At 70.7% G+C, this 14,731-nt stretch carries 10 protein-coding genes; 7 read left to right on the plus strand and 3 right to left on the minus strand.

The window, feature by feature from the left end; translation table 11 throughout:
• The first annotated feature begins 28 nt into the window (after positions 1-28).
• From ACFYY8_RS24475 to ACFYY8_RS24495, 5 genes are all read left to right on the plus strand, one after another.
• Positions 29-268 carry a rhodanese-like domain-containing protein gene (locus ACFYY8_RS24475; protein ID WP_390044971.1) on the plus strand — a complete coding sequence of 80 codons (240 nt, stop codon included), beginning with the start codon at positions 29-31 and terminating at the stop codon, positions 266-268.
• A gap of 117 nt (positions 269-385) precedes the next feature.
• Positions 386-715 (plus strand): rhodanese-like domain-containing protein, encoded by a 330-nt coding sequence (locus ACFYY8_RS24480; RefSeq protein ID WP_390044596.1) that lies wholly within the window; start codon positions 386-388, stop codon positions 713-715.
• Between the two features lie 110 nt (positions 716-825).
• Positions 826-2,052: an MFS transporter gene (locus ACFYY8_RS24485; RefSeq protein WP_390044598.1), complete on the plus strand. Its 1,227-nt coding sequence runs from the start codon at positions 826-828 to the stop codon at positions 2,050-2,052.
• Between the two features lie 462 nt (positions 2,053-2,514).
• Complete coding sequence (locus ACFYY8_RS24490; protein WP_390044600.1) at positions 2,515-5,169, plus strand: GNAT family N-acetyltransferase; 2,655 nt, start codon at positions 2,515-2,517, stop codon at positions 5,167-5,169.
• Between the two features lie 31 nt (positions 5,170-5,200).
• A complete protein-coding gene (locus ACFYY8_RS24495; RefSeq protein WP_390044602.1) occupies positions 5,201-5,827 on the plus strand; it encodes a CBS domain-containing protein in 627 nt (208 codons plus the stop codon).
• Between the two features lie 156 nt (positions 5,828-5,983).
• Here the strand turns inward: ACFYY8_RS24495 and ACFYY8_RS24500 are convergent, their stop codons facing one another.
• From ACFYY8_RS24500 to ACFYY8_RS24510, 3 genes are all read right to left on the minus strand, one after another.
• On the minus strand, positions 5,984-6,835 hold the full coding sequence (locus tag ACFYY8_RS24500; protein WP_386194468.1) for a universal stress protein: 852 nt from the start codon (positions 6,833-6,835) through the stop codon (positions 5,984-5,986).
• 108 nt (positions 6,836-6,943) lie between these two features.
• Positions 6,944-9,622 carry a formate dehydrogenase subunit alpha gene (gene fdhF, locus ACFYY8_RS24505; protein WP_386194465.1) on the minus strand — a complete coding sequence of 893 codons (2,679 nt, stop codon included), beginning with the start codon at positions 9,620-9,622 and terminating at the stop codon, positions 6,944-6,946.
• A complete protein-coding gene (locus ACFYY8_RS24510; protein ID WP_390044605.1) occupies positions 9,619-11,289 on the minus strand; it encodes an NADH-ubiquinone oxidoreductase-F iron-sulfur binding region domain-containing protein in 1,671 nt (556 codons plus the stop codon). The genes fdhF and ACFYY8_RS24510 overlap by 4 nt, the downstream gene beginning before the upstream one ends.
• A 197-nt stretch (positions 11,290-11,486) precedes the next feature.
• On the opposite strand from ACFYY8_RS24510, the gene ACFYY8_RS24515 reads away from it, so the two are divergent.
• Both ACFYY8_RS24515 and ACFYY8_RS24520 read left to right on the plus strand, forming a co-directional pair.
• Positions 11,487-14,156: a cation-translocating P-type ATPase gene (locus tag ACFYY8_RS24515; RefSeq protein WP_390044607.1), complete on the plus strand. Its 2,670-nt coding sequence runs from the start codon at positions 11,487-11,489 to the stop codon at positions 14,154-14,156.
• Positions 14,157-14,422: 266 nt separating this feature from the next.
• The gene (locus tag ACFYY8_RS24520) at positions 14,423-14,677 is read left to right on the plus strand and encodes a dsRBD fold-containing protein (RefSeq protein ID WP_390044609.1); all 255 of its coding nucleotides are present in this window, start codon (positions 14,423-14,425) and stop codon (positions 14,675-14,677) included.
• The last annotated feature ends 54 nt before the right edge of the window (positions 14,678-14,731 follow it).

Below are 14,731 nucleotides of genomic sequence, written 5' to 3' on the forward strand. Positions count from 1 at the left end.
CTGGTTGAACGGGGTCGTCGTCCTGGAGGTGTGCCGCGATTCCGAGCGGGCTGCCGGACATATCAAGGGTTCCGTGCACATCTCAATCCACCAGCTTCACAAGCGGCTCGGCGAGGTCCCGGGCGGAACCGTGTGGGTGCACTACGCCGGTGGCATGCGCGCCGGAATCGCCGCATCCCTGCTCGACTCCGCGGGCCGTGATGCGGTGGCCGTCGACGACGGGTTCGACTCCGTCACCAACGTCGGCCTGAACGTCGTCGCCGGCTGAGCGGTCCGCCCGGCGACACAGCCCCGGGCAACCGGCGGTCACACCGTTACCTGCACAACTACTTCTTCGAAAGGTCTTGTCATGGCCCTGTTCTCCCGAAACACACAACGCGTCACCGTGGAAGAGGCTCACCGGCGCACTCAGGGCTCGAACCCCCGGGCTGTCCTGCTGGACGTACGCGAGCGGAGCGAGTGGGACGCCGGTCACGCGCCCGGCGCCGTGTACGCGCCTCTGTCCGGCCTGGTCACAGGCTCGGCCCTGCCACAGGCCGTCCATGGGTCGCCACTGGTGGTGATGTGCCGCAGCGGGAACCGCTCGCAGCAGGCCGCCGAACTGCTCCGCGCGCGCGGCGCGGACGCGGTGGACGTCAAGGGCGGTATGAAGGCGTGGGCCGCCGCTGGATACCCGGTCGTTGACGGGCGCGGAAACAACGGCTCGGTGGCATGACGGCCGCTCCTCGCCGAAGCCGTCGTCGGCCTGGCCCTCAGCGGACTCGGCGGGGGTGGACACCGCGTATGGCCACGAACACCACGACGAAGCAGACTTCCGGACCCGCCGTGAGCCTCGGACTCCGGGAGAACCGGCTCCAGTTCACTCTCCTCGTCGTCGTCAACATGGCCGTCGGCGGCCTGGTGGGTCTGGAACGCACCACTGTGCCGCTCATCGGCACCGACGTCTTCGGCCTGAGCAGCGACCTGGCGGTCTTCTCGTTCATCATCGCGTTCGGAGTCACCAAGGCCCTGACCAACCTCGCCGCCGGAGCCCTGACGGCGCGCTTCCGCCGCAGGCAACTCCTCCTCACGGGCTGGCTCATCGGCGTCCCCGTCCCCTTCATGCTCGCCTGGGCACCGTCCTGGGGCTGGATCGTCGCCGCGAACGTTCTATTGGGCCTCAACCAGGGCCTGGCCTGGTCGATGACCGTCAACATGAAGATCGACCTGGTCGGCCCGGCCCGCCGGGGCCTGGCCACCGGTCTCAACGAGGCCGCCGGCTACACCGCCGTCGGCGCCACCGCGCTGCTCACCGGCTACCTGGCCACCGTCTACGGCCTCCGCCCTGCGCCCGAGTTGACCGGCGTCGTATTCGTCGCCGCCGGCCTGGCGCTGTCACTGATCGTGCGCGACACCGCCGCGCACGTCGCCCTGGAACTCGCCCAACATCCCAAGCCACTGCCTGACGGCGAGCACCCTGGGCTGGCCTCCACGTTCGCGCGCACCTCCTGGCGGGAACGCTCGCTGCGCGGCGCCAGCCAGGCCGGACTGGTCAACAACCTCAACGACGGCCTGACCTGGGGTGTCTTCCCGCTGCTGTTCACCGACCACGGGCTCGGCCTGGCCGCCGTCGGCCTGATCAAGGGCCTGTACCCGATCCTGTGGGGCATCGGCCAGATTCCCACCGGGCATCTGGCCGACCGCGTCGGCCGCAAGCCCCTCATCGTGTCCGGAATGCTGGTCCAGACGGGCGGGCTCGTGCTCGCTCTGGTCTTGCTGGAGCGGCCCCTGCTGGCTGGGGTCACCTCGGCCGTCGCGCTCGGACTGGGCACCGCCATGGTCTACCCGGCGCTGATCGCCTCGGTTTCCGACCACGCCCACCCCGCCTGGCGAGCCAACGCGCTGGGCACCTACCGGTTCTGGCGCGACATCGGCTACGCCGCCGGTGCACTGCTCGCCGGTCTGCTGGCCGACGCCTCCGGCCTGGAGGCCACCGTCATCGCGGCCGCCGTACTCACTGCCGGCTCCGGGTTACTGGCTGCCTGGTGGATCACCGAGCACCCCAGGTCCTGATGCTCGCCACTGCCTGCGTGATGCACCACAGCCGTCGTCCCAGGCCGCGACGACCCTGCCCACCCGGTGTGAGCCCGCCACTTTTCGTTCGTATGCCGCCCAGCCCCGAACGCGTTGCCGAAGTTGCTTGTGGTGCCCATCGGCACATATTTGATGATGTTGGCGAAGGTGCGCCGCCCTTCAGCCGCCTCGTCGGCGGTCAGCCCCGTAATACGGCCATGCCGTCCCCGTCCGCCTCTGGTAAGGCAGGCGGCCATCCCCTGTCGCCTCCCGAAGTCCTCATACCCGCCGGCAGATCATCGGCGGCCCTGGCGAACCCCCGGCCGAAAGGCATCATCTATGGGGACTTTCCGCCCATGTTCGCGTGACGGTGTGGGGCACCGGAGAGCCGGAGACGACCGGCCCTGCCAGCAGGGTACTTCGGCCCTAGGACACGACGCGGCGGTGGCGGAGGCTGCTGGTATGAGGCGAACCGTCCCCGACGAATGCGATGTCCTGTTGCGTGAAGGTGGCATCGCCCACATCCGCCCCCTGCGTCCCGGCGACGGGCCGTCCCTGCACAGGCTGGTCGACAGGTCGTCCGAACGCTCGGCCTACCTGCGGTTCTTCACCGGAGGCAAGGCAGGCGCCCACGCCTACATGGACCGCGTCACCGAACCGGACCACCCGGGCCGCGTCCTGGTCGCCGCGGTGGACGGCGGCCTGGTGGCGGTCGCGGAGTACATCCCCGGTCAGGACGGTGACGCCGAGCTCGCGATCCTGATCGACGACACGATGCACCACCGTGGTCTGGGCACCCTGCTGGTCGAGCACCTGGCGCTGGAGGCCGCCGACGAGGGCGTGCGCGAGCTGGTCGCCGAGGTACTGGCCGACAACCGCCCCATGCTGCGGGTGCTGGACGATCTCGGGCTGCCCACGCGACGGGCCTTCCGCGACGGGACGGTGGAGATCCGGATGGATCCGCACCCCACTCCGGGTCTGCTGGAGCGGATCGAAGAACGCGCCCACGAGGCGACCTCCGCCTGCCTGAAAAGGCTGTTCCACCCGGAGTCGATCGCGGTGATCGGCGCGGGACGCGCCCCAGGCGGGATCGGCCACCGCATCCTGCGCAACGTTCTCGACGCCGGCTTCTCCGGCCCCGTTTATCCGGTCAACCCGCACGCCGACAAGATCCTCGGCCTGCCCGCGTACGCGACCGTGCGGCAAGTGCCCGGCCCGGTCGACCTGGCGGTCGTCGCCACCCCGGCCCGTACCGTGCTGGAGATCGCCCGCGACTGCGCCGACCATGGCGTGCACGACCTCGTCGTCGTCACGGCCGGATTCGCCGAAACGGGTGAGACAGGTATGGAAGGCGAGCTGCTGAGGATCTGCCGTGAATCAGGCATGCGTCTGATCGGCCCCAACTGCCTCGGTGTCGCCGACACCGGGGCCAATCTCAACGCCAGTTTCCTACCTCATCCTCCCGCTCCCGGGCACCTGGCCCTGATGTCGCAGTCGGGCGCGGTCGCGGTCGCTCTGATCGACCGGGCCAACGCCCTGGAAGTCGGCCTGTCAGGCTTCGCCTCGGTCGGCAACAAGGCCGACGTCAGCGGGAACGACCTGCTGGAGTACTGGGAGGACGACCCGGCGACCGACGTGATCGCCCTGTACCTGGAGTCGTTCGGCAACCCCCGCAGATTCGGCCGCATCGCACGGCGGGTGAGCAGACGCAAGCCGATCATCGTGATCAAGAGCGGCCGGGGCGTCTCCGGGGAGCGGGCGGTCCACTCCCACACCGCAGCCGCCGCCACCCCGGACGTCGCCGTCGACGCCCTGCTCAAAGCGTCGGGTGTCATCCGCGTCGACAGCGTCCAGGACATGCTCGACGCCGCGCGCCTGCTGGGAACCCAGCCGTTACCTCGTGGCGGGCGGGTGGCCGTCGTCGGCAACTCCGGCGGACCTCAAGCCCTGGCCGCCGACGCCTGCGAGCGGCACGGCCTGCTGGTTCCCGGGCTGTCGCCCCTCACCCGTGGACGCCTGCGTTCCCGGCTTCCGGCCTCGGCCGCCGTGACCAACCCCGTCGATCTCACCGCCGACGGCAGCGCACGGGATCTCGCCTTCGCCGTGGAGACCGTCCTGGCCGACCCCGACATCGACGCCGTCCTGATCGTCTACACCCCGCCGTTCGGCTCCGGACTGGTCGGCACCCGCCAGGCCATCATCGCCGCGACCGCCACGACGACCAAGACCGTGGCCGCCTGTATCGCCGGACACGACGGCCTGCTGGACGGGCGGATCCCGTGCTACGCCTTTCCCGAACAGGCCGTGGGAGCGCTGCGTCACACGGTGGGGTACGCGGCATGGCGCGCCACGCCGCAGGCCGTGCCCGCCAGGCCGGCGGCGGCCGACACCGTCACCGCCCGCGGCCTCGTGGCGGCGGACCTGGCCCGCCACCCTGGCGGCCGATGGCTCGACCACGCCACCGCGTCCCGCCTGCTCGGCTGCTACGGCATCCGTGTCATCGCCTCGGCCGAGGCCGACGGCCCCGACACCGCCGCGTCGGCCGCCGAGGCCACCGGACTGCCGGTCGCGCTCAAGGCCACCGGGCCCGGCCTGGTGCACAAGAGCGACGTCGGCGGCGTCCGCCTCGGCCTCTCCACTCCCGGCGAGGTCCGCTACGCCTACCAGGAGATGGCCGAGGTCATCGGACCGGCGATGACCGGCGCGATCGTCCAGCCGATGGCCGAACCCGGCGTGGAGATGATCATCGGTGGTGTCGCGCACGAGGCCTTCGGGCCGTTGCTCATGGTCGGCATGGGCGGCGCCGCCGCCGAGCTCATGGCCGATCACTCCTTCCGCGTACCTCCGCTCGACGATCAGGACCCCGCCGCGATGGTCGCCGAACTGCGATGCGCCCCGTTGCTCTCGGGCTACCGGGGACGCCCCACCGTTGACGTCGCCGCGCTCCGGGAACAGATCACCGGGGTCGGACAGCTACTGGACGACCTTCCGCAGGTGGCCGAACTCGACCTGAACCCGGTGATCGTCACCACGTCCGGCGCGCTCGCCGTGGACGTCCGGATACGGCTCGCCCCCGCCACCCCGCCGCCGTCGCCCTTCCGCAGGAGACTGCGATGAGCGACGGGACCTGCGGATCCGGTGGGAGGCGATGATGCGCGTCACCGTCAAGGACGTCATGACCCGGCGGGTGGTCTCGGTCACCGGGAGCACCTGCTTCAAGGACATCGCCGAGACGCTCCTGGCTCACGGGGTCAGCGCCGTACCGGTCCTGGACGGCGACGGCCACGTGATCGGTGTCGTCTCCGAGGCCGACCTGGTGCGCCGGGAGCGATTCCACGCTGGGTCGCCCCGGCCAGGGCGCGAGACGGCCCGGGACCTGATGAGCGCTCCGGCCGTCACCGTCTTGGTGGACGCCCCCGTGGTGGCCGCGGGCCGCCTGATGGAACACCACGGCGTCAAGCGGCTGCCGGTGACCGACGGCCACGGTCACCTGGCGGGCATCGTCAGCCGCCGTGACCTGCTGAAGGTGTTCGCCCGCTCCGACGACGACATCGCGCGTGAGATACGCCGGGACGTCCTGTCCCGGTCTCTGTGGGTGGACACCTCACGGATCCGTGTCGCCGTCGCCGACGGCGTGGTCACACTGAGCGGGAGAACGACCCTGCGCAAGGACGCCGGGCTCGCCGTCCGGATGACCCGGCAGGTCGACGGAGTGGTCGACGTGGTCGACGAGCTCACCTGGGACCGGGACAACACCGGCCCCGAAGAGAGATAGGAGATCCACGGACCTTGGCCGACGGCCGGACGGGAACGCTCTCACCCTCGCCCGCGAGGAAGCGCCGTCCAGACCGAGGCGACGTCACCACGTCCACGGAGTCCACCACCAGAAGATCGTCCCCAGCCACGACCCGACGTTTCTCCCGCGGGAGGTTCACGACCGGACCACGGCCACCGGGCAGCGGGCGTGGTGGAGCACGTCCCGGCTGACGGACCCCAGCACCGCCGAACCGACGGCACCCAGCCCGCGGGAACCCACCACCAGCAGGTCGGCCTGCGCCGAGGCGTCCCTCAGAGCCGACACCGGGTGGGCGTAGGTCACCTCCGACACGATCTCGACCTCGGGGAACCTGTCCCGCCACGGGGTGAGCCGGTCGGCGAGCATCCGCTGCTGCTCCCGCCGTTCCCCGGAGAGGTCACGGACAGGCTCCGGCATGAAGGCGTGCAACGGAACCTGCCAGGCGTGCAGGGCACGCAGGGTGCATTCGCGCAGCCGGGCCTGCTCGAAGGCGAAGCCCAGGGCGGGCTCGCACTCCGGGGAGCCGTCGACGCCCACGACGACCTCATCTCGCGATTCACCCTCCTCAGTCCTGACGACCACAATGGCGCCGGGCACGTGGCCCGCCAGTCGCAGGACCGCCGAACCCAGCAGCGCCTCGGCGAAGCCGCCCAGGCCTCGGTTGCCGATCACGAGTTCGACGGCCGAGGCGGCCCGCTCGCGCAGGGTCTCAGCGGGTGTTCCCCCGACCAGTTCGGTCGTCACGTCGATGTCCGGCCTGCGTTCCGCGGCGGCCTTCGCCGCCTCGGTGAGCACCCGCTCACCGGCGTCGGCCAGCGCGTCCTGCCATTCCGGTGGAGAGAACGCCGAGATCCCGTACGGCCAGCGTTCCACGACGTGCACGATCCGCACCGGCAGTCTTCTGCGTGCCGCGTCGTCGGCCGCCCACCGCACGGCGGCCGTGGCGGCGGATGAGCCGTCGGTGGCGACGACAATCGACTTGGTCATGTCCTTCCCCCTTTCCCTCTTTCATCGGACCGCGGGCAAACCGCCTCCTCCAGAGGCGATCGTCCCGATCCGGAAAGGACGTTCGCCCCGCCGTGGGTAGGTCACCGTTCAGACGCACCCCGGTATCAGCCGTACCGCGGTGACCTTGTACTCCGGGCACGACGTCACGGTGTCGGCATGGCGGGAGGTGAGAGTGTTCACCCCGCTGGAAGGGAAGTGGAACGCGCAGAAGACCTGGCCGGGCACCATGTCGTCACTGAGGTGAGCGGTCAACACGGCGCGGCCGTACCGGCTCCTCACCGTGACCGGATCCCCCTCCCCGAGGCCGTACCGAGCGGCGTCGGCAGGATGGAGATCGAGCAGATCGACCCCTTCCAGCTGAAGGTTGGCCGTACGGCGGGTCATGTTCCCGGAGTTGTAGTGCGCCCAGCGTCGTCCGGTGACCAGGACGAGAGGGTAGCGGTCGTCCGGCGTCTCCCCCGGCGGGAGGTAGGGGCAGGCGGCCAGGTGGGCCAAGCCGTCGGAGGTGGAGAACCGCTCCCGATACAGGCTCGCCTCTCCCGGCCGGAGGGAATCCGGGCAGGGCCAGGAGACGGCGCCCTCACGGTCGAGGCGTTCGTGGGAGATCCCCGCGAAGAGCGGCGCCATCCGGGCGCACTCGGCCAGCGTCTCGGCCGGCGTCCGGCAGCCGAGGTCCACGCCGAGGGCGGAGGCGAGAGCGTGGACCGCCGCGAAGTCGGTCCTGGCGTCCCCCGGAGGATCCAGAGCGGGACGGACCCTCTGGAAGCGGCGGTCGAAGTTGACGAAGGTGCCGTCCTTCTCCAGCCAGGCCGCAGCTGGCAACACGACGTCGGCGTGGCGGGCCGTCTCGGACAGGAACAGCTCCTGGCAGACGACCAGCGGGCAGGTCTCCAGGGCTTCGGTGACCCGGACGGTGTCGGGGTCGGTGGCGCAGACGTCCTCACCGACGATCCACAGGGCCTGCAGCGTTCCGGCGCGTGCGGCGGCGAACATCTCCGGGATGCGCATCCCGGGCCGGTCCGGAACCGGCGCTCCCCAGACGTCGGCGGCCCTGGCCCGGGCGGCGGGATCGGTCACCTTGGCGTAGCCGGGCAGCAGGTCGGGCAGCGCGCCCATGTCGGAGGCGCCCTGGACGTTGTTCTGGCCGCGCAGCGGGTTGATCCCGAAACCGTGTCCGGTGCCGACCGCGCCACGCAGGATCGCCAGGTTGGCCAGGGCGCGGACCCCGTCGGTGCCGTGCAGGTGCTCGGTGACGCCCAGTCCGTAGACGATCGCCGGCCGCTCGGCCCGCCCGTAGAGCCGGGCGGCCTCAAGCAGGTCCCCGGCCGGAACCCCGGTGAGGGCGGCCACCCGGTCCGGCCCGTAACCGGCCAGCAGCGCGGTGAGCTCCGGCAGCCCCGCGACCCGATGGCGCAGGAAATCGTCGTCGACGAGCCCCTCGGCGAGCATCACGTGCGCCAAGCCGTTGAACAGGGCGACGTTAGAGCCAGGTTGGGACCGCAAGTGCACGTCGGCGTGATGGGCCAGGCCGACGGTCCTGGGGTCGGCGACGATCAGCCGTGCCCCGTGCAGAACCCTCCGCAGCAGCCGCGCGCCGACCACGGGGTGGGCCTCGACCGGGTTGGCGCCCACCAGCAGCAGACAGTCGGCTCCTTCCACGTCGTCGAGGCTGTCGGTGCCGCCGGACAGGCCGAAGGCCGCGGTCAGACCGGCCGCCGAGGGGGCGTGGCAGAGGCGGGAGCAGTTGTCGACGTTGTTGGTGCCGACGGCGACCCGCATGAACTTCTGGATCAGGTAGTTCTCCTCGTTGGTCGCCCTGGCCGAGGAGATCGCCGCCACCGCGTCGGGACCCCCTGCGGCGACGGCCGCACGTAGGCCACGGGCGACATGGTCGAGAGCCTCGGACCAGCTCACCGGTGTGAGGAGCCCGTCGCGGCGCAGCAACGGCCGGGTGAGCCGTTCGGACGCGTGAAGGAACCCGTGCGCGAAACGGCCTTTGACACAGGCGTGCCCACGATTGACCGGACCATCGTGGTCCGGCAGGACCGCGACGATCTCGCCATCGCGGGTGAGCACCTCCAAGGAGCAGCCGACCCCGCAGTAGCCGCAGGTGGTACGGGTCCGTCCCGAGGTCCTTGCCCGGTCTCCCACCGGCAGACCGGGCTCGGTGAGCGCCCCGGTGGGGCAGGTGTCGACACAGCCGCCGCAGGAGACGCAGTCCGAGTCGGCCCATGATCCGCCCGTGCCGGGGGCGACCACCGTGTCGGCGCCCCGGCCGGTCAGGGTGAGGGCGAAGGTTCCCTGGACCTCGGCGCACATGCGAACGCACCGACCGCAGGCGATGCACAGATCCCGGTCCAGGTGGACGTAGGGATGGGTGTCGTCACGCCCTCGTCCGCCCGGCCCCTGGGCGATGTCCGGGGCGAGCCCCAGCTCGTGGCAGATCCGGGCCAGCTCGCCACCGTCCGCATCGCCGTCCAAGGCGCGGGGCGGCAAAGCCGAGACGATCAGTTCCACGGCGTCACGGCGCAGTTCTCGCAACTCGCCGGCGGTGACCTCGACCACGGCACCGTCCACGGCCGGGGTGACGCACGCGGCCACCACGCTCCCGCCGGATCTCACCAGACAGGTACGGCAGGAGCCCACCGATGTCAGGCGGTCGTCGTGGCACAGCGTGGGCAACTCGCCCCCGGCGAGACGGACCGCGTCCAGCAGTGAGGCGCCGTCTTCCAGATGGACGGCGACGCCGTCGACGTCGACCCTCATCGGTCCCACTCCCTGAGCTGGTCCCCGTAGGCTCGGGCGAGGCTCCGTACCGCGGCGGGCACCCTGCGCCCGAAGGCGCACAGGCTCGCCTGGCCCATCACCCGTAACAGCCGCGTGTACTCCTCGGACGGCGTGCCGGATTCGGTGATCTCCAGGCCCCGGCGGGAGCCGACCCGGCAGGGGGAGCAGGCTCCGCAGCTTTCTGCGGCGGCGAACTCCCACACGTGCTGCAGCACCTCCCTCCCCGTCACACGCCGGTCGAAGGCGACAAGACCGGCGTGTCCGAGGGCGGCGCCGTGGCGGGCCAGATCGGCCTCGGTCAGCGGTACGTCCAGCCCGTCAGGGGGCAGGAATCCGCCCAGCGGGCCGCCCACCTGCAGGGCCCCCAGTTCGGCTCCCTCTTGCAGGCCGCCGCCCAGCTCGGTGACGATGTGGATCATCGGGGTGCCGAGTTCGACCTCGTAGCAGCCGGGCCGGGCGAAGCGTTCGGACAGGCAGACCAGCTTCGTGCCGGTTTCGGTTCGGGTGCCGCGGCAGGCGTAGGAGTTTCCGCCACGCCGTACGATCCACGGTACGGCGGCCAGTGTCTCGACATTGTTGACCACGGTCGGGGCGTCCCACAGGCCCTGTCGCGTGGGGTGGGGCGGACGGGACCGTGCACAGCCGCGGCCGCCCTCCAGCCCGGCGATCAGCGCGGTTTCCTCTCCCGCCACGTAAGATCCGGCGCCCTCGACGACCTCGACGTCCAGGTTCACCTCACTGCCGTGGACCGACCCGCCCAGATGGCCGTCGGCGTAGGCTTGGCCGACCGCCGCCCGCATCCGGGTGAGCGCCTGCGGGTACTCCGAGCGCACCAGTACCACGGCACGACGGGCTCCGCAGGCCAGGCAGGCCAGAGCCAGGCCCTCCAGCACCCGCGCCGGATCGGCCTCCATCAGCAACCGGTCGGCGTAGGAACCCGGATCGCCCTCGTCGCCGTTGGCGACGACCACCGTGTCGGGTGAGCCGCCCGCGGCGGCCCACTTGGCGGACACCGGGAAACCGGCACCGCCTCGTCCCCGCAGTCCGGAGGCCGCCACCTCGGCCAGAACCCGCTGTGCGGCTCCGGTGGCCACAGCCTCGGGCCACACCGTCCAGGGCTCTTCACCGGCGACGATCCCGGCGAGCGCCACCGGATCGCCGGTGACGTCCCGGGCCGGAATGGCGGGTGCCATGGGAGGCAGTCCCCCGGCCAGTTGCTCGGTGAGGGTGGGGCCGACGCACGGCGTGTCACCGTCGAGGCAGCCAGGACTCGCGTAGCAGAAGCCCAGGCAGCGAACCGCCTGCAGTGAGACGTCGTTCCGGCCGACGCCACCGACCGCGACGCCCAGGGCCTCCTCGACCTCGGTGAGCTGACGACCCGCCCGGGCGGCGAAGCAGGCCGCCGCAGCGCAGACCCGCACGTGGCGGCGGCCGCGCGGGGCGGCCAGGTCGGCGTAGAAGGTGGCCGGCCCCAGCCCCGCGGCCGCCGGCAGCCCCAGGCGCCGGGCCACCCGCGGAGCCCACACCTGCGGGCCGTCCGGTGACCTCTCGGCGGCCCCGGCCAAAGCCTCCAGCAGTCTGGCACCGAAGTGCCCTCTTCGCCCCGCGAGCACACGAAAGCCGTTGGAGCCGTTGAAACCACCCATAAGTCCAGAATGGTTCCGCCGTATCCCGACTCTCAGGGTCCATGGACCCGGCACGACGGGACCTTCGCCCCTCCTGCCCGATCCTGGTCCGGGTTCGACGGGCCAGGCCCTCCTACCGGGACGTGGGACCTTCGGCCCATGTCAAGAGTCCTTGGACCGCTACCGTGAACGTCCCCGGGAATCCGACGGTGAGAACTATGGAGAGTGCCGAGTTCAGGGATCTGGACCCTCGGGAACCCCTGTCCCGGCTGCGTCGGGAGCTCGGCACCGGTCCCGGAGGGCTGTCATCCAGGGAGGCGGCCCGCCGTCTTGCGGTGTACGGCCCCAACGAGGTACGCCGCAGACAGCACCGGTCGCTGCTCGACGAATTACTCGGTCAGCTGGTCCATCCTCTCGCCTTACTGCTGTGGACGGCCGGTGCCCTGGCCTACGCCGCGGGTACGGCGGTGCTGGCGGCCGCCATCATCGCCGTCGTCGTGTTGAACGCGGTGTTCGCGCTGTTGCAGGAACGGCAGGCCGAGCGGGCGGTCGAAACCCTCGCCCGCTACCTGCCGCAACACACCCGTGTGACACGAGATGACCAGGAGGTGTCGATCGAGGCTCGCGAGGTGGTGCCCGGAGATCTCGTGCTGCTCGGTGAGGGCGACAGGGTTCCCGCCGATCTGCGCCTGATCGACGGCACCCTTGAGGTGGACATGTCCATGCTCACCGGTGAGTCCATGCCGGTGGCCCGGATGGCCGACCCGTCGCGGGAGGGCGCTCCTCTGCTCAGTGAGCCTAATCTGGTCTTCAGCGGAACCACCTGCGTCGCCGGAGAGGCGACGGCGGTGGCCTTCGCCACCGGCGACCACACCGAGCTGGGCCGTATCGCGGTGCTCAGTCAACGCACCGTACGAGAGCGCAGCCCGCTGGAGACGCAGGTGAGACGGGTCGCCTGGCTCATCGCCCTGGCCGCCGTCGGTATGGGAGCGGTGTTCCTCCTGGCGGGCGTCGCCTCGGGGATGTCCACGGTCGCCGCGCTGACGTTCGCCATCGGCCTGCTGGTGGCCAACGTACCCGAAGGACTGCTGCCCACGATCACCCTGGCACTGGCCGTCGGGGTGCGCGCGCTGGCCCGCGACGGCGCCGTCGTCAAACGGCTGAGCGCGGTGGAGACACTCGGATCCACCGCCGTCATCTGCACCGACAAGACCGGGACCCTGACACGCAACCGGATGCGCCTTGAGGCGGCGTGGACCCCGCACGGCTCGGTCGACCGCTCGTGTCAGCACCCTGCCGGTTTTGAGAGGTTGGCGGCCGCGACGACCGAGTGCACCACGGTCGCCCGCACCCCTGACGGCCTGGCCGGGGACCCGACCGAGATCGCGCTCGTCGAGGGCGCCGACTGGCTCGGACACCCCGCTGACCTGGACGGTCGCGACAAACGCCGCCGGGCGCTGTTCAGGTTCGACCCGCTCCTGAGGTTGATGTCCGTCGCGACCGATCATGTGGTCTACGTCAAAGGGGCGCCCGAGGCCGTACTCGCCCGTGTCCCGGACTGCGACCGGGAACACGTGATGGCCGAGGTGGCCGTGCTCGCCGGACGTGGGTTGCGCGTCCTGGCCGTGGCCGCCCGTACGACCGGTCGCACCCCTGAACGCCGTGAGGACGCTGAACGGGACCTGCGGCTGATCGGCCTGGTCGGCCTTGACGATCCGCCCCGCCCCGAGGTGGCCGGGGCCGTGGAGCGCTGTCACCGGGCGGGACTGCGCGTGCACATCGTGACCGGTGACAACGGGATCACCGCCGCCGAGGTCGCCCGCGAGGTCGGCGTCGGCCGCCCCCGCCTGTGCGTCGTCGCCGAGGCCGAACACATCCATGATCACGAACTGGACGAACTGCTCACCCGCGACCAGGAGATCGTCTTCGCCCGTTCGTCGCCGGAGACGAAACTCCGCATCGCCGACGCCCTGTGCGGCCAGGGACAGATCGTGGCCATGACCGGAGACGGGGTGAACGACGCCCCCGCACTGCATCGGGCGGACATCGGGGTCGCGATGGGCCGCTCGGGCACCGACGTCGCCCGGGAGGCGGCGACGATGGTACTGACCGACGACAACTTCGCCACCATCGTGACCGCCGTGGAATCGGGGCGTCGGGTCTACGACAACGTGCGCAAGTTCATCCTGTACATCTTCGCCCACACCACTCCCGAAGTCGTGCCGTTCCTGGTCTTCGCCCTCAGCGGCGGCGCGGTGCCGCTACCGCTGACGGTCCTGCAGATCCTGGCCATCGACCTGGGCACCGAGACACTCCCGGCCCTCGCCCTGGGCCGTGAGCCCGCCGAGCCCGGCATCATGAACCGTCCGCCCCGCCGCCGACAGGAAAGCGTGATCACCGCTGCCATGCTCGTGCGGGCTTGGGTTTTCCTCGGTCTGATCTCCGCGACCCTGGTCATGGCGGTGTTCTTCCTCATCCTGTGGCGGTCCGGCTGGTATCCGGGCGCCCCGACCGGGCCGGGCACGGCCCTGAATCACGCCTACGTCCAGGCCACCACCGCGACGTTCGCCGGGATCGTCATGTGCCAGGTCGGCACGGCCTTCGCCGCCCGCACCGAACACTCCTCCCTGCGCGGGATCGGACTGTTCACCAACCCTCTGCTGCTGTGGGGAATCGCCTTCGAGCTGGCCTTCACCGCCCTGATCGTCTACGTTCCGCCTCTGCAACGTGTCTTCGGCACGGCCATGCTCCCGCTCGACGCCGTTGCCCTGATCACCCTGTTCCCGTTCGTCGTGTGGGGGAGCGACGAGTTTCGTCGCCGGCTCGTACGCCGCTCGGCAGCGGCCCGCGACCGTGTTCGACCGATGAACGGTTCCACCGAGGAATAGCCGAATTGCCTGGAGAAATGGGACCTTAGCCACTGTCGATCATCGCCGTACGGTACCGACAGTGGAGAAGGTGGGTGTGCGCATGTGAGGAACACGGCTATGACCGTCAAACGCAAGGCGTGGACCATCCCACAGCGGGAGTCGTCGCGCCGGATGCTGCGCGCCCGGCGGTTCGAAGAGCGCTGCGCCGAACCGTACAGCGGCGAGGAGATCCGGCACCCGGCTCGGCATCGCGATCATCACTTCGTCGAACGGAGATTCAGATCATGGAAGCCAAGCGGTGGACCGTACAGATCCACATCACCGAGGAAGGCGATGAGACCTTCGCCAGAGCGGTTCTGACCACCAGGGACACCCACGACCTGACCGGGGTCGGCCGGGCACGCCGCAACCCGGTCGACGAGCCGGTGGCCGAGATCGGCGACGAGCTCGCTGTCGCCCGCGCGCTGGCCGACCTGGCAGCAAGACTGTTCGACGTCACCTCGGGCGACATCGCCCAGTTCACCGGCTCCGCCTCGTAACAGGAGACCCTCCCTTCTCAAGGGACGCGGCCTCCGGCGCGAAGGAGCACAAAG

This window comes from Streptosporangium sp. NPDC001559, assembly GCF_042893955.1.
GTDB lineage: Bacteria > Actinomycetota > Actinomycetes > Streptosporangiales > Streptosporangiaceae > Streptosporangium.